Origin of the sequence: Streptomyces sp. NPDC018833 (assembly GCF_044390825.1) — a bacterium.
Classification (GTDB): domain Bacteria; phylum Actinomycetota; class Actinomycetes; order Streptomycetales; family Streptomycetaceae; genus Streptomyces.
Genome location: NZ_JBIRZM010000003.1, coordinates 229,461 through 244,485 on the forward strand (window position 1 = coordinate 229,461; position 15,025 = coordinate 244,485).

Consider the following 15,025-nt stretch of genomic DNA (forward strand, 5'->3'; position numbering starts at 1 on the left):
GGAGGAGCCGGCATGGACGACGTCTCGGCCGAGTCCTTCGAGGAATCCTTCGGTGAGTGCTTCGGTGATCGCTTCGGGGAGCGTGACGCCGCGTTCCGGGACGAGGCACGGGCCTGGCTGCGGGCCCATCCGCCCGGCGGGCACACGCCACGGTCATGGGAGCGCGAACTCGGACGCGGCGGATGGATCGGGATCGGGTGGGGGACCACCGAGTACGGGAGCCGTACCGCCGCCACCCTCGGCCGGCAGGTCGTCTGGGCCGAGGAGTACGCCCGTGCCCACGCACCGGACCGGCTCGGCCACATCGGCGAGCACCTGCTCGCCCCCACCCTCCTCGCCCACGGCAGCCGGGCCCAGCAGGACCGCTACCTGCCGGGGATCGCCCGCGGCGAGGAGGTGTGGTGCCAGGGCTACAGTGAGCCCGGCGCCGGCTCGGACCTCGCCGGGGTCAAGGCCGCCGCCGTACGCGCGAGCGACGGCACCTACCGCGTCACCGGGCAGAAGATCTGGACCTCGCACGCCCGCGACGCCGACCACTGCTTCGTCCTCGCCCGCACCGACCCCGGCTCGCGCCGCCACCACGGACTGTCCTTCCTGCTCGTCCCCATGGACCAGCCGGGGCGCATCGAGGTCAGGCCCATCCGGCAGATGACCGGGACCGCGGAGTTCAACGAGGTCTTCTTCGACGGTGCGCACGCCCGGGAGACCGTTGGCGGTGAGGGCGCCGGCTGGCGCGTCGCCATGGGCCTGCTCGCCCTGGAGCGCGGCGTGTCCACCCTCGCCCAGCAGATCGGCTTCGCCCAGGAGCTGCGTGACGTCGTGCGCGACGCCGTGGACAGCGGGGCCGTCGACCGCGACCCGGTCCTGCGGCACCGTCTCGTACGGCAGTGGGCCGAGCTGCGCACTCTGCGCTGGAACGCCCTGCGCACCCTCGGGCCGTCGCACGACGCCGCCCGTCTTGCCGCCGGTGACGCCGCCGGTGACGCGAGCGTCGCCAAGCTCCTGTGGGCCCGCTGGCACCAGCGGCTCGGTGAACTCGCCCTCGTCGTACGCGGGGCCGCCACCGCCGCCGGGCCGGGGCCGTGGACCCCGGAGGCGTACGGCATCGACGACACCCAGCGCCTGTTCCTCTTCACCCGCGCCGACACGATCTACGGCGGCTCGGACGAGATCCAGCGCACCGTCATCGCCGAGCGCGTGCTCGGCCTGCCCAAGGAGCCGAGGCCATGAGAGGCGTGGTGTTCGACGGCGCCCGGGTACAGGTCGTCGACGACCTGGAGATCCGCGCGCCCGGCCCCGGCGAGGTGCTGGTCGCGATCGCCGCCGCCGGGCTGTGCCACAGCGACCTGTCCGTGATCGACGGCACGATCCCCTTCCCGCCCCCGGTCGTCCTCGGCCACGAAGGCGCGGGCGTCGTCGAGGCGGTCGGCCCCGGCGTCGGCCATGTCACGCCCGGCGACCACGTCTGCCTGTCCACCCTCGCGAACTGCGGGGCCTGCGCCGACTGCGACCGGGGACGCCCGACCATGTGCCGCCGCGCGATCGGCCGCCCAGGCCGGCCCTTCTCGCGCGGCGGCGCACCCGTGTTCCAGTTCGCCGCCAACTCGGCCTTCGCCGAGCGCACGATCGTCAAGGCCGTCCAGGCCGTGCCGATTCCCGCCGACATCCCCCTCACCTCCGCCGCGCTCATCGGCTGTGCGGTGCTCACGGGCGTCGGAGCCGTACTGAACCGGGCGCGGACCGGGCGAGGGGACACCGTCGTCGTGATCGGCACCGGCGGCATCGGGCTCAACGTCGTCCAGGGCGCCCGGATCGCGGGCGCGTCCGCGATCGTCGCCGTCGACGCGAACCCGGCGAAGGAGGCCATGGCACGGCGGTTCGGCGCGACGGACTTCCTCACCTCGGCGGCCGACGTACGGGACATCCTGCCGACCGGGGCCGACCACGTCTTCGAGTGCGTCGGGCGCCCGGCGCTGATCCGGCAGGCGATCGAGCTCCTCGACCGGCGCGGTCAGGCGGTCCTGCTGGGCATGACCTCACCCGCGGCGGAGGCCACGTTCCTGCCAGCGTCGCTGTTCCTGGACAAATCCGTACTCGGCTGCCGGTACGGATCGTCCCGGCCGCAGCACGACATCGCGCTCTACGCAGAGCTGTACCGCCGGGGCGAGCTGCTCCTCGACGAACTCGTCACCGCGACCTACCCGATCGAGGACTTCGCGAAGGCGGCGGACGACACGCACCACGGGCGGGTGGCCCGGGGGGTGCTCACCTACTGAGCCGGGGCCATGTCCGGCGGCGCCGGTCAGCGGTACGGGGGCGCACCTTTGGCGGCGCCGGTCAGCGGCCGCGGTCCCCCGTCCTCGCGCGGAACGTGCGGCGGTAGACCGTCGGGGGCACCCCCAGTGCCGACTGCAGATGCTGGCGCATCGACTGGGCCGTGCCGAAGCCCGCGTCCCTCGCCACCTGATCGACCGTCAGCTCGGTGGACTCCAGCAGGTGGCGGGCCCGTTCCACGCGCTGTTGGGTGAGCCACTGGCCGGGGCTGACGCCGACCTCCTCCCTAAAGCGCCGGGTGAAGGTCCGTACGGACATCGACTCCTGCTCCGCCATGTCGCGCAGCTGGATCGGCTCGTGCAGGCGGCCGAGCGCCCAGGCGCGGGCCGAGGTCGTGGTCGCGAGCTGCGGTTCGGGGATGGGGCGGTGGATGTACTGGGCCTGGCCGCCGTCCCGGTGCGGCGGGACCACCGTGCGGCGCGCGACCTCGTTGGCGACGGCCGCCCCGTGGTCGCGGCGCACGATGTGCAGACACAGGTCGATCCCGGCCGCGACACCCGCCGACGTGAGCACATCCCCGTCGTCGATGAACAGGACGTCCGCGTCGACCCGTACGGACGGGAACAGGCGCTGGAAGTGCTCGGCCGACGACCAGTGCGTGGTGGCGGTCCGGCCGTCGAGGTAGCCGGCGGCGGCCAGCACGTAGCCGCCGGTGCAGATGGAGACCATGCGGGTGCCGGGCCGGATGTGCGCGAGGGCGGCGGCCAGGTCGTCGGTGAGGCGGCCCTCCTCGTAGACGGGGCCGAGCTCGTACGACGCCGGGACGACGACCGTGTCGGCGGTGGCCAGCGCCTCGGGGCCGTGCTCGACGTCGACCGCGAAGTCGGCGTCCGTCCTGACCGGGCCCGGCGCCAGAGCACAGGTGACGATCTCGTACAGGTGGCGGCCCTCGGCGTCCTTGGCGCGGCCGAAGATGCGGTGCGGGATGCCCAGCTCGAAGGGGAGCAGCCCGGTGAGCGCCAGGACCACCACCCGATGCCTTCTCGGCTCACTCGTCTCGGCCATGGCCCGATCCTAGCGAGTGCTGTCTCTCGGGCCACTCGTTGGGGCCGGAACGAACGGCCAGGCTGGGTGACGTGACCCAGACAACCGTGCCGCACACCGGCTCCCGGCAGCCCCTTCGCCGTCCTTCCCGTCTCCACCGTGCGTGGTTCGTCGCCGCCGTCACCTTTGTGACGATCATCGGCGCCGCCGCCTTCGCCTCCCTGCCGGGCCTGCTGATCGAGCCGCTGCACAGGGAATTCGACTGGTCGCGCGGCACGATCGGGTTCGCCGTCTCGGTGAACCTCGCGCTGTACGGGCTCACCGCGCCGTTCGCCGCGGCGCTGATGGACCGGTTCGGCATCCGCCGGGTCGTCGCGGTCGCCCTCTGCGTGATCGCGGTCGGCTCCGTCCTCACGGTGTGGATGACTCAGCCGTGGCAACTGGTCCTGTACTGGGGCGTCCTCGTCGGCCTCGGCTCCGGCTCGATGGCGCTCGCCTTCGCCGCGACGGTCACCAACCGCTGGTTCGTCCGCCGCCGAGGGCTGGTCACCGGCATCCTCACGGCGGCCGGCGCGTCGGGACAGCTGGTCTTCCTGCCCCTGCTGTCCTGGCTGGTGGAGCACCACGGCTGGCGCCCCGCCGCGGTCACCGTCGCCCTCGCGGCGCTCGCCGTCGTCCCCTTCGTATGGCTGCTGCTGCGCGACCACCCGGCGGACGTGGGCCTCACGGCGTACGGCGCGGAGGGCTTCACGCCCAAGCCCGAACCGGTGCCGGGCGCGGCCCGCCGCGCGCTCACCGTCCTGTTCAAGGCGGCCAGGACCGGCCCGTTCTGGCTGCTCGCCGGAACCTTCGCGATCTGCGGCGCCTCGACGAACGGCCTGGTCAAGACTCACTTCGTACCCGCGGCGCACGACCACGGCATGCCGATCACGGCGGCCGCGTCGCTTCTCGCCGTCATCGGTGTCTTCGACGTCGTCGGCACGATCGCCTCCGGCTGGTTCACGGACCGCTTCGAGGCGCGCCGGCTGCTCGCGGTCTACTACACGCTGCGCGGGGTCTCGCTGCTGTTCCTGCCGATGCTGCTGGCGCCTTCCGTCCACCCGCCGATGATCTTCTTCATCGTCTTCTACGGCCTGGACTGGGTGGCCACGGTCCCGCCGACGATCGCGCTGTGCCGCGAGCACTACGGCGAGGACAGCGCGATCGTCTTCGGCTGGGTCCTCGCCTCCCACCAGGTGGGCGCCGCGGTGGTGGCGTTCGCCGGGGGTGTGGCACGCGACGTCTTCGGCTCGTACGACGTGGTCTGGTACGCCTCCGGGGCGCTGTGCGCGGCGGCGGCGCTTATGGCCCTCGTCATCCGCCGCAGGCCGCTGCCGAAGGTGATGCCGGCGGCCGCGTAGGAAACCTGTCGCCGTGGGCCCGGAGCCCGCGGCGATACTCCGCCCCATGAGCAGATTCGCGGAAGTCCTGGTGCTGGCACCGTACATGGACGAGGTCATGGAGCCGCTGACCCGCAAGAACGACGGCTCGGACCCGGGCCGCACCTGGTCCGGGGCCTTCACCCCGGTCCGCCTCGACTGGGGCGGACCGCTCCTCGGACATGTCTGGGCCGCGGAGTTCGAGCGCGTACGGAACCGGACCGGGCTGCTGAAGCACCTGGAGTCGCTGCCCTGGCCGTATCCGGAGTTCCTCCAGGTGATGATCCGCGACCAGGACGACGAGTGCTTCGGTCTGTGGATGCTGCGGGACGGCCGGCTGGTGGAGATCTCCCTGCCGCGCACGCGCCGCTTCCACCAACCGGCACCGCCTACGGACGAGTACCCGCCGGACCCCGGATTGCTGCTGCGCACGGACACGGGCCGGCCCCTGCCGGAGCAGACCCCGCCCGAGCGGCGCGATCCGCGCCCGGCCTGGTGACGGCGTCCGCTCAGCGGCGCCGGCCCTCGACCATGAAGCAGCCGAACTCGACGGCGCGCACATGGACCAGCGCCACGGCGGGGTCGGCGAAGACTCCTGGAGTACTCAGCATCGGGCCCGCCCGGCTGCCGGCGGGATTCAGACGTCGAGCCGCCCGAACCGCCCCCGGTGGAACAGCAGCGGCGTGGCGTCGTCCCGGGCGTCCAGCGCTTCGACCCGGCCCACCACGATGAGGTGGTCGCCGCCGGTGTGGACGGCCCGGACCGTGCAGTCGATCCACGCCGCCACGCCGTCCAGCAGCGGCGCCCCGGTGGCCGGCGCCGTACTGTGGCCGACGCCCGCGAACTTGTCGGCGCCGCTCACCGCGAAGCCCCGGCACAGCGCGCCCTGGTCCTCGGCGAGGACGTTGACGCAGAAGGCCCCCGCACGGGCGATGCGCGGCCAGGTCGTGGAGGTGCGCCCGACCATGAAGACGACGAGCGGCGGGTCGAGCGAGAGCGAGGAGAAGGACTGGCAGGCGAACCCGACGGGCCCGTCAGCGTCGTGCGCGGTGACGACGGTCACCCCGGTCGCGAAGTGCCCGAGCACTCGCCGGATTTCCCCGCCGCCGACGCCCGCCCGCTCGCCCGCCCGCTCGTCGGCTCCGACGGCCCGGAGACGGGGCCGTGGGGCGTCGCGGGGTCGCGGGGGCGCGGTGGGCGCCCCGGCCGACCGGAGGTGGCGAACGGCAGTGGCGGCCATGGCGGCATGTCCCATCATGCCGTCCATTGAACCTGACGGGCCGTCAGAAGAGAATGGCCGGTACGCGGTCGAGGACGGTACCTACCGTCCCTCTCACCCCTACCGCCCCTCGAACCCCGCCGCTCGGCGTTCGACGAAGCTGGTCACGCCCTCCGTCGCGTCCCGGGTCGTCATGGTGATCTCCTGGGCCCACGCCTCCGCCGCGAACGACGTCGAACGGTCCGTGTCCAGGGAGGCGTTCACCAGCTGCTTCGTCAGCGCCAAGGCCCGCGTCGGGCCCGATGCCAGGCGTCCGGCCCATGTGCGGGCCGTATTCTCCAGGGCGTCCGGCGCGACCACCCGGTTCACCAGGCCGAGGCGTTCCGCTTCGGGGGCCGGGAGTGCGTCGCCGAAGAACATCAGCTCCTTGGTGCGCTGCGGGCCGATCAGGCGCGGCAGAAGATACGCCCCGCCTCCGTCCGGGACCAGGCCCCGCCGTACGAACACCTCGACGAAGCGTGCCTCCTGCGATGCCAGCACCAGGTCGCAGGCGAAGGCGAGATGTGCGCCGATGCCCGCCGCCGTGCCGTTCACCGCCGCCAGCACCGGCTTCTCGCAGTCCAGTACCGCCCCGATCAGGCGCTGCGCCCCGAGCCGGATCATCCGGGCGACGTCACCGGGCAGCCGCTCGTCCGCGGATGGGGAGCCGCGCAGGTCCGCCCCCGCGCAGAAGCCCTTCCCCGTGGCCGTCAGGACCACCGCGCGCACCGCCGGGTCCTCCGACGCCGCGCCCAGCAGGCCGATGATCCGCTCCCGCTGCTCCCACGTCACCGCGTTCATCGCTTCCGGGCGGTTCAGCGTGATCCAGCAGACGCCCCCGGCGGCCGCGTGCAGGACGTCGGACGTCGTCATCGGCACACCGCCAGCGCGTCCAGCGCCACCGCGCCCTGCCCCCGCGGCAGCACCATCAGCGGATTGATGTCCAGCTCGCCGAGCACATCGCCCAGTTCCATGGCCATCCGCTGCACCCGCAGCACCACCTCCACCAGCGCGTCCACATCGACGGGCGGCCCGCCCCGCACCCCTTCCAGCAGCGCACGGCCGCGCAGTTCGGCGAGCATCGCGCGGGCCTGGTCCTCGCCGAACGGGGGCACACGCACCGCCACGTCGTTCAGCACCTCGACCAGCACACCCCCCAGCCCCGCCGTCACCGTAGGCCCGAACAGCGGGTCCTGGGCGACGCCCACGACCATCTCCACGCCCCGTTCGACCATCTGGCACACCAGGACGCCGTCGAGTTCGATGCCCTCGTAGCGTGCGATGTCGGTCAGTTCCCGATAGGCGTCACGTACCTGACTCGCCGAGGTCAGGCCGATCCTGACCAGGCCCAGCTCGGTCTTGTGCGCCAGGCGCGGCGCCGACGCCTTCATCACCACCGGGTAGCCGACCAGGCCCGCCGCCCGCACCGCCGCGGCCGCGCTCGTCACCAGCTGCTCGCGCGGCACCCGGATCCCGTACGCCCGCAGCAGCTGCTTCGCCGCGTGCTCGCTCAGCTGCTCGCCCGGCCGTATCAGCGCCTGCGCCCTGCGGAAGGACGGGGACGGGGTGCGCGGCGCCGTGTCGAAGGGTGATACGTAGCCGGCGGTGAAGCGGTGGTGCGTCAGGTGGGCCCGTACGGCGGTGATGCAGTTGGCGAACGTACGGAACGTCGCCACCCGCGAGGACCCGAGCAGCGTCTCGCGGTACGCGGGTTCCGTGCCCACCGGCGACCCCCAGACCACGCACACGAGTTTGTCGGTGTGCTCGGCCGCGTCCACCAGGTCCTGCGCGAGCCGGTCGCTCATCGGCGGGAACGGGCCTGTGATCGGGCAGATCAGCACTCCGATCGAGGGGTCCGCGAGGATCGCGTCGATGATCTCGCGGCCGCGCGCGTCCCCGACCGGGTGGCCGCCGTTGTCGATCGGGTTCGCCACGTTCAGATACGGCGGTATCCACTGGTGCAGCTCCGCCTGCCGGGCCTCGGACAGCCGCGGGACGTCCAGACCCGCGGCGGTCGCCAGATCCGCGAAGTGCGCGCCCGTGCCGCCGGAGATCGCGTACACGGCGACCCCGTCGGCGACCGGGGGCCGGGCGCGCGCCAGCAGGGCGGCGGTGTCCTGGAGTTCGTCGAGGCCGTCGACGCGGATCACGCCGTACTGGCGCATCGCCGCGTCCACCACCGTGTCCGTCCCGGTGAGTTTGCCGGTGTGGGAGGCGGCCGTACGCGCCCCGGTCTCGGTCCGGCCGACCTTGACCACGACGACGGGGACCTTGCGGCGCGCCGCGCGGTCGGCGGCGAGCAGGAAGGAGCGCCCGTCCTTCAGCCCTTCCAGGTAGCACGCGACGGCCCCGGTCTCGGGCCGCTCGGCGAAGTACGAGATGAAGTCCGCGCTCTCCAGATCCGCCTCGTTCCCCGTCGGCGCCCAGTGCGAGAGGCGCACGCCCAGCTCCTGCAGGGCGAACACCGGCCGGCCCTGGTGCCCGGACTGGGTGACCAGCGCGATCGCCGGCCCCTGGAGGTCGTCGCGGAAGTGCTCGAAGGCGTTGAGGTTGGTGTTGGGACCGAGCAGCCGGATGCCGGCGCGCTCGACGGCCGCCGCGAGCCGCGCCTGTGCGGCCGCGCCCTCAGGGCCGGTCTCCGCGTAGCCGGACGCGAAGGCCACCGCGAACCGCACCTTGGCCTCGGCCAGCTCCCCGATCACGGGGAGCGGGTCGGAGACCAGCAGGACGGCCAGGTCGACCGGTCCGGACAGGTCGCGCACGGAGCGCACACAGTCCCGCCCGAAGACGCGGGCGCGGGACGGGTGCACGGGGTGCAGCCGCGCCCCGACGCGCTCGGACCAGGCGACGAGCTGCCGGGTGATGCCGGTGCCCGGGCGGCCCTCGGTGTCGGACGCACCGACCACGGCGACGGAGGAGGGCCGGAAGAACCGGTCGAGATTCGGCACGGGCGCATACAACGGCCGCCCGCTGACGTCCAGTTCCCCGGCCGACGCGGTGACGGAAGCCGTCTCGTGGACCGCGTCCGACGTCTGCTCGCCGCAGGCGACGACGCGTGCCCGGAGGTCGGAGGTGAGGGTGCCGTGAGTTGATCCGAGCATCGCTGGTCCCCGCTCCCGCTCGACGGACCGGGCCGGGTCGGCCCGTTAACTGACGCAGAGTCAGATTAGCGAACTGACATAACGTCAGGAACCCGTACTGCGGGCAAAGTGTGCGGCGGGCGCACGTGGGGCGCCCAGCACTGGCAGAAACCCCTGACCAGCACCACCCGCAACACCACACGCCGCGACGCTGCCGCCGTGGCGATCGGAAGGCGTGCCCAAGGGCATCCGATCCGGCGACGGACGGCACCGCCCCACGACGACCGGAGTGATCGTCGTGGGCATCGGACCGTCCAGGCCCGACCGGGAGCCCTCGGGCGTGAGGAACCCCGCCCCGTATTCCGGACCACGCACACGATGCGCGCCGCCCGGACAGGGGTGAACGCGGGCGACCAGAACGCCCAACACCGTTCGGGACGTTCGGCCGAGACGGGTCCTGGCAACAGGACTCGCTCCCGCTCAGTCCATAGGAACGGTCAGCCGGCCCGTGGTGCCCGAGACCGGGCTCGGGGAACCGATCGCGCGATCCGGACCGCGTCCTTCGACAGCTCTCGCAGCATCCCGCCGATCGGGTTGGTGAAGCCCGTGAAGTACAGGCCCGGCGCCCCCGCCGGGCACCGTCCGCCCCGCACCAGGGGGCGGCCGGTGACGTCCAATACGCCGAGGTGGCCGACCAGGTCCTCCAGGCCGCGGCGGTAGCCCGTCGCGGCGATCACCGCTTCCGGTGCCAACCGGGTGCCGTCCGCGAGGACCACCTTCGGGCCGTCGAACGACTCCACCGCCGCGACCACCTCTATCCGGCCGGAGCGGACCGCGTCGATCAGGCCCACGTCCTGGACCGGGACCGCGCCGTCCCGCGCCCGTGAGTACAGGCCCGTGTCCGGGCGCGGCAGCCCCTTTCCGGCGAGGTCGGGCACGATCAGCCGGCACAGCAGCCCAGCCCCCAGGTCCACCAGCCGTACGGGCAGGTGGCGCACGAGGATGCCCGTGCGCTGCGCCGGCCAGCCCGCCGTGGAGCGGCGCACGATGTGCGGGACCGTGCGGATCGCGAGGAGGACCCGTGCCGCGCCGCCCTCCGCCAGGTCGACCGCGATCTCCGCCCCGGTGTTGCCCGCGCCCACGACCAGGACGTCCTTGCCCGTGTAGGGCACGGCGTTGCGGTACCGCGAGGCGTGGACCAGCCCGTCGCCGTATCCGTCCGCGCCGGGCCACTCGGGTATGTGCGGCGTGTGGTTGTACCCGGTGGCGACCACGACCGCGCGGCCCGTGAGCTCTCGGCCCCCGCTCGCCCGCAGCAGCCAGTGCGCGCCCGCCCGCTCGATCCGGGACACCTCGACGCCCGTGACGATCTCGAGCTCGTGGTGCTCGGCGTACGTGTCCAGATAGCGGATCAGGTCGTCGCGCGCGACCCAGCGCCCGAACGAGCGCGGCATCGCGAGGCCCGGCAGCCCGGACAGGGTGCGTGTGGTGTTCAGGTGCAGGCGGTCGTAGTGCCCGCGCCAGGACGCGCCGACGGAACCGGACTTCTCCAGTACCACGGCCCGTACGCCCCGTCCGCGCAGCGCCGCCGCCACGGCGAGACCGCCCGGGCCGCCGCCGACGATGTAGACGGGCCGGTCGTCCGTGCGGTCGATGCCCTTGATCCTGCCTGTTTCGTCGGCCATGAACGGTGAGCGTAGATCCTCCGCTTTCTTGATGGGTCTCAGTCAAGAGCTCGTTCGGTTGCGACTCGGTCACGCCTGTGAACCTCTTGCGCAGGCCGGTTGCATCCGCTGAACTGACGTGGCGTCAGATTCCATGGGAGAGGGGAACGGCCATGCGGACCGTCTGGCTCACGGGTGCCGAATGGGTCGCCGTCCTGCGCATCGGCCTCGGTCTGTGGTGGCTGGAGAGCTGGCGCCACAAGGACAGGAAGGGCTGGTTCGAGCGCGGCACCGGCATCGCATGGGCTGCCGGGGTCGCGCGGGAGCACCGCTGGCAGGGGGTGCGCACCGGCTTCGAGAGGGTCGTCGCCCCACGCCCCAGACTGATGGCGTACCTCGTCGTGTACGCAGAACTCGCCCTCGGCCTCGGCCTGATCGCCGGCTTCCTCACGCCTGTCGCCCTCGCCGGCGGGCTCCTGCTCAATCTGCTGTATCTCGCGCTGATGATCCACGACTGGGCGGAACAGGGGCAGAACGCCATGATGGCGCTCATCTCCGTCGTCGCCCTCTTCACCATGTCCTGGCAGACCTGGTCCCTCGACCACGCGATCGGACTCCTCCCGTGACCGCCACTCCCGCCGTCGACGACTTCACCCGTCCCTTCTGGGAGGCGGCCGCGGACGGCGGCCTGCTGATCCGCCGCTGCCACGACTGCGGCATGGCGCACCACTACCCGCGCGAGTTCTGCCCGCACTGCTGGAGCGAGGACGTCGGCTGGGAGCGGGCCGACGGGCGGGCCACGCTCTACACCTGGTCCGTCGTCCATCGCAACGACCTGCCGCCGTTCGACGACCGCGTCCCGTACACGGCCGCCCTCGTGGAACTGGCCGAAGGGCCGCGGATGATGACCCAGGTCGTCGACTGCGCGGCGGCGGACCTCGCCGTCGGAATGTGTCTGGTCGTCGCGTTCCGCACGGGGGAGGACGGTGTCACGGTCCCGGTCTTCCGCCCGGCCTGACGCTCACGGCAACACTCCCGGCCTCACGCTCACGACCTTCCACCCGGCCTGACGCTCAGGGCCAGAGCATCTCTCGCCCCCAGCCGCTCGCCGTGTGCCGGTACCGCAGCCGTACGTGCCTGCGCCGGGCGTCGCCCTGGAAGAACTCGACCTCGAAGGGCCGGAGTACGTACAGCGTCCACGTCGGCACGGGTGCTTCCGGCTCCGTCCGCGCCCGCTCCCAGGCCGCCTGCGACGCCTCGGCCAATGCGGCCTGCGAGGACAGCGGTTCGCTCTGGCGCCCGGTCAGCGCCGCCGCGAGCGCCCCCGTCGAACGGGCATGGAGGTCCGCCAGCCCTTCCGTGGCGGAACCGGTGACGACCGGGCCGCGCACCCTGATCTGGCGCGCCTGCGCCGGCCAGTAGAAACCGAGCGCGGCCTCCGGGCGGGCGGCCAGCTGACGGCCCTTCGCGCTGGTGGAGTGCGAGGCGAAGTGCCAGCCGCGCTCGTCGGCGTCGTGCAGCATCAGCGTCCGCAGATCCGGGCGCCCCGCCTCGTCCACGGTCGCCAGCGTCATGGTGTGCGGCTCGCTCTGCCCGGCCTCGACGGCCTCCGCGAACCACCGGTGGAACAGCTCCAGCGGCGTCGCCGGCGCCGCGTCCGGGTCGAACGAGGGCAGGGACGGCACGTCCCACACCCGCTGCGCACGCAGAAGGGCCCGGAACGCCTCCTGCTCGCCGGCCCGGTCGGTCGCCTGGTCCGTGGCCCGGTCGGTCGCCCGGTCCGTGGCTCGGTCGGTGGTGCCCGGGGTGGCCTGGTCGTCGCTCATGGGCTCATTCAACAGGCAGGGGCAAGTGTCACTACGCTTGGAGTGGTTCCGTGTCGGTGACCGAGGAGTACGGATGAGGCAGAACCTGGCCCGGCGCGCGGCGCTCGTCGACGCCGCGATCGAGGTCCTGGCCCGCGAGGGGGCGCGCGGTTTGACGTTCCGCGCCGTCGACGCGGAGGCGGAGGTCCCCAAGGGGACGGCCTCCAACTACTTCGCCAACCGCGACGACCTGCTCAACCAGGCCGGAGCCCGTATCTACGAACGGTTGCGCCCGGACGAGGACACCATGCGGGCCATGGCCACGGGCCCGGCGACCCGCGCCCGCACGGCGCAACTGGTGCGCGAGGTGGTCGAACGCGTCACCGCCTTCCGCACGGGCTACCTGGCCCTGCTCGAACTGCGCTTGGAGGCGACCCGCCGGCCCGAACTGCGCGCGGTGCTCACAGCGCGGGTGGGCGAGGACGTCGCGCACAACGTCGAGGCCCACCTGGCGGCGGGCCTGCCGGGCGATGCGGCCGCCGTGAAGATGATCTACCTCGCGGCGAACTGGCTGGTGGTGGAGCGCCTCACCCTGCCGGACGTCTTCCCGGAGCAGGAGGCGGGGGATCTGGTGGAGGAGCTGGTGCGACGGGTGCTGCCGGAGGACGGGGCGTAGCCCCCTGCGGCCGGGCATTCCGCTACGGCCGGGCGGCCCGGCGCGCGGGACCTGCGGCCCGGGAGTCCGAGATGGCCGCTCCGCGGACCGTCACCGCCGCCCCGCGGCCCGCCGCCGGGGGGCGTCACTCGCGCCCCAGCACCACCGTCCCCGACGAGCAGAACCACCCGCCCGTCCCCGACGCCACCGCCAGGCTCGGCAGGCCGCCGTCCGCGCGGCGCACCTGGTGCGCACCCGCCTCGCCACGCAGTTGGCGGGCCGCCTCCACCAGCAGGAACAGGCCGCGCATCCCCGGGTGGCACGCCGAGAGCCCACCGCCGTCCGTGTTCACCGGCAGCTCCCCGTCCCGCAGCAGCCGGCCCTTCCCGACGAACGCGCCGCCCTCGCCCTTCGCGCAGAAGCCCAGGTCCTCCAGGGTCACCAGCGTCATGTACGTGAAGGCGTCGTAGATCTCGGCGATGTCGATCTCGTCGGGCCGCACCCCGGCCCGCTCGAAGGCGAGCCGGCCGCTGACGGCCGCGGGCGAGACGGTGAAGTCGTCCCACTCCGACATCGTGGTGTGCGAGACGTGCTCGCCGGTGCCGAGGATCCACACCGGCTCCTTCGTGGTGTCCGGTACGTACTCCGCCGCGGCCAGCAGGACCGCGCAGCCGCCGTCGCTGCGGATGCAGCAGTGCAGCTTGGTGAACGGGTCCGCGATCAGCGGCCCGTCCAGTACGTCGTCCACGGTGATCGGCTCGCGGAACATGGCGTCGGGGTTCGCGGCGGCGTTCGCCCGGGCCTGGACGGCGACCTCGGCGAGCTGTTCCAGGGTCGTGCCGTACTGGTGCATATGGCGGCGGGCGGCCATCGCGTACTTGGCGACCAGCGTGTGCCCGTACGGCACCTCGAACTGCAGCGGGCCGCGTGCGCCGAAGGAGAGGTCGGAGGTGCGGCGCCCGGCCCTGATGTCGGCGCGGGCGGTGGATCCGTACACGAGGAGGACCGCGTTCGCGTGCCCCGCGGCGATCGCGTCGGCCGCGTGCGCGGCCATGACCTCCCAGGTGGCGCCGCCGACGGCCGTGGAGTCCACCCAGGTGGGGCGCAGGCCCAGGTACTCCGCGACGCCGATCGGGGCGAGCGCGCCCAGGCCGGCCGAGCACAGGCCGTCGACGACGGACCGGTCGAGGCCGGAGTCGGCGAGCGCGCGCCGGGCGGCCTGGGCGTGCAGGGTGTAGGGAGTGGGACCGTCGACACGGCCGCAGTCCGAGAGTGCCGTGCCGACGACGGCGACCTTGCGCGGTGTGCGGATGCGCGGGGGTGCGCTGCGTACCGTGCTCGGAGTGGAAGGCATGTATCTGACGGTACATCAGAAAGGGTGACCCGTATGGTCTCGAGCAGTGCCGCGGCCGTCGACGCCTACCTGGAGGAGGTGGCGGACCCGGACCGGCTCACCGCACTCGTCCGCATCCGGGAGCTGTGCCGGCTGGAGCTGACGGGCTACGAGGAGGTCATGGCGTACGGCATGCCCGCCTATCGCCGGCCGGGCGCGGAGCCGGAGATCGCCTTCGCCGTGCAGAGGCAGTACGTGTCCTTCCATCTGATGCGCCCGGACGTCCGCGAGGCCTTCGATGCCCGGCTGGCCGGGCAGGACATGGGCGGGGGCTGCCTGCGCTTTCGGCGTATGGAGCGGATCGACTTCGGCCTCGTGCGGGACCTGCTGCGCGCCACCGCCGCGGCGCCAGGCGCGGCGCCCGGCACGGGCCGCTGACCGCACGGCTCCAGCCCCTGGGAATCTCGCGGTGGCGGACCTAATATGACGCCCCG

16 protein-coding genes are annotated in these 15,025 nt (G+C 73.1%); 8 read left to right on the forward strand and 8 right to left on the reverse strand.

Annotated features, from left to right (window positions below; all coding sequences use genetic code 11):
* The first annotated feature begins 12 nt into the window (after positions 1-12).
* Together ACH5AF_RS08275 and ACH5AF_RS08280 are read left to right on the forward strand one after the other, a co-directional pair.
* Positions 13-1,230 carry an acyl-CoA dehydrogenase family protein gene (locus ACH5AF_RS08275; protein ID WP_398900679.1) on the forward strand — a complete coding sequence of 406 codons (1,218 nt, stop codon included), beginning with the start codon at positions 13-15 and terminating at the stop codon, positions 1,228-1,230.
* The gene (locus tag ACH5AF_RS08280; RefSeq protein ID WP_398900681.1) at positions 1,227-2,276 is read left to right on the forward strand and encodes a Zn-dependent alcohol dehydrogenase; all 1,050 of its coding nucleotides are present in this window, start codon (positions 1,227-1,229) and stop codon (positions 2,274-2,276) included. The genes ACH5AF_RS08275 and ACH5AF_RS08280 overlap by 4 nt, the downstream gene beginning before the upstream one ends.
* 61 nt (positions 2,277-2,337) lie before the next feature.
* Here ACH5AF_RS08280 and ACH5AF_RS08285 read toward each other — a convergent pair whose 3' ends face one another.
* Positions 2,338-3,339, reverse strand: a complete 1,002-nt coding sequence (locus ACH5AF_RS08285; protein WP_398900683.1) for a GlxA family transcriptional regulator — start codon at positions 3,337-3,339, stop codon at positions 2,338-2,340.
* A 71-nt stretch (positions 3,340-3,410) separates the two neighbouring features.
* Between ACH5AF_RS08285 and ACH5AF_RS08290 the strand changes: the two genes are divergently transcribed.
* Both ACH5AF_RS08290 and ACH5AF_RS08295 read left to right on the forward strand, forming a co-directional pair.
* Entirely contained in the window at positions 3,411-4,718 is a 1,308-nt protein-coding gene (locus ACH5AF_RS08290; protein ID WP_398900685.1) for an MFS transporter, read from the forward strand.
* Between the two features lie 46 nt (positions 4,719-4,764).
* Complete coding sequence (locus ACH5AF_RS08295; RefSeq protein WP_398900687.1) at positions 4,765-5,235, forward strand: hypothetical protein; 471 nt, start codon at positions 4,765-4,767, stop codon at positions 5,233-5,235.
* A gap of 10 nt (positions 5,236-5,245) precedes the next feature.
* Here the strand turns inward: ACH5AF_RS08295 and ACH5AF_RS08300 are convergent, their stop codons facing one another.
* The 5 genes from ACH5AF_RS08300 to ACH5AF_RS08320 all read right to left on the reverse strand — a co-directional run bounded on the left by ACH5AF_RS08300 (position 5,246) and on the right by ACH5AF_RS08320 (position 10,759).
* Entirely contained in the window at positions 5,246-5,347 is a 102-nt protein-coding gene (locus ACH5AF_RS08300) for a DUF1203 domain-containing protein (RefSeq protein WP_398900688.1), read from the reverse strand.
* A 26-nt stretch (positions 5,348-5,373) separates the two neighbouring features.
* Complete coding sequence (locus tag ACH5AF_RS08305) at positions 5,374-5,976, reverse strand: flavin reductase family protein (RefSeq protein WP_398901012.1); 603 nt, start codon at positions 5,974-5,976, stop codon at positions 5,374-5,376.
* A gap of 99 nt (positions 5,977-6,075) precedes the next feature.
* Positions 6,076-6,867 (reverse strand): enoyl-CoA hydratase/isomerase family protein, encoded by a 792-nt coding sequence (locus ACH5AF_RS08310; protein WP_398900690.1) that lies wholly within the window; start codon positions 6,865-6,867, stop codon positions 6,076-6,078.
* Positions 6,864-9,095, reverse strand: a complete 2,232-nt coding sequence (locus ACH5AF_RS08315; RefSeq protein ID WP_398900691.1) for an acetate--CoA ligase family protein — start codon at positions 9,093-9,095, stop codon at positions 6,864-6,866. The genes ACH5AF_RS08310 and ACH5AF_RS08315 overlap by 4 nt, the downstream gene beginning before the upstream one ends.
* A gap of 476 nt (positions 9,096-9,571) precedes the next feature.
* The gene (locus ACH5AF_RS08320; protein WP_398900692.1) at positions 9,572-10,759 is read right to left on the reverse strand and encodes a flavin-containing monooxygenase; all 1,188 of its coding nucleotides are present in this window, start codon (positions 10,757-10,759) and stop codon (positions 9,572-9,574) included.
* Positions 10,760-10,911: 152 nt separating this feature from the next.
* Here ACH5AF_RS08320 and ACH5AF_RS08325 point away from each other — a divergent pair, with 152 nt between their 5' ends.
* Both ACH5AF_RS08325 and ACH5AF_RS08330 read left to right on the forward strand, forming a co-directional pair.
* A complete protein-coding gene (locus tag ACH5AF_RS08325) occupies positions 10,912-11,364 on the forward strand; it encodes a DoxX family membrane protein (RefSeq protein ID WP_398900693.1) in 453 nt (150 codons plus the stop codon).
* Positions 11,361-11,756 carry a Zn-ribbon domain-containing OB-fold protein gene (locus ACH5AF_RS08330; protein ID WP_398900694.1) on the forward strand — a complete coding sequence of 132 codons (396 nt, stop codon included), beginning with the start codon at positions 11,361-11,363 and terminating at the stop codon, positions 11,754-11,756. The genes ACH5AF_RS08325 and ACH5AF_RS08330 overlap by 4 nt, the downstream gene beginning before the upstream one ends.
* A 55-nt stretch (positions 11,757-11,811) precedes the next feature.
* On the opposite strand, the gene ACH5AF_RS08335 is transcribed toward ACH5AF_RS08330, so the two are convergent.
* Entirely contained in the window at positions 11,812-12,564 is a 753-nt protein-coding gene (locus ACH5AF_RS08335; protein WP_398900695.1) for a pyridoxal 5'-phosphate synthase, read from the reverse strand.
* Between the two features lie 73 nt (positions 12,565-12,637).
* On the opposite strand from ACH5AF_RS08335, the gene ACH5AF_RS08340 reads away from it, so the two are divergent.
* Entirely contained in the window at positions 12,638-13,219 is a 582-nt protein-coding gene (locus ACH5AF_RS08340; RefSeq protein ID WP_398900696.1) for a TetR/AcrR family transcriptional regulator, read from the forward strand.
* Between the two features lie 124 nt (positions 13,220-13,343).
* On the opposite strand, the gene ACH5AF_RS08345 is transcribed toward ACH5AF_RS08340, so the two are convergent.
* Positions 13,344-14,552 carry a thiolase C-terminal domain-containing protein gene (locus ACH5AF_RS08345; protein WP_398900697.1) on the reverse strand — a complete coding sequence of 403 codons (1,209 nt, stop codon included), beginning with the start codon at positions 14,550-14,552 and terminating at the stop codon, positions 13,344-13,346.
* Between the two features lie 33 nt (positions 14,553-14,585).
* On the opposite strand from ACH5AF_RS08345, the gene ACH5AF_RS08350 reads away from it, so the two are divergent.
* Positions 14,586-14,969, forward strand: coding sequence for a DUF1801 domain-containing protein (locus tag ACH5AF_RS08350; RefSeq protein ID WP_398900698.1), 384 nt, complete (start codon positions 14,586-14,588; stop codon positions 14,967-14,969).
* Positions 14,970-15,025 lie beyond the last annotated feature (56 nt).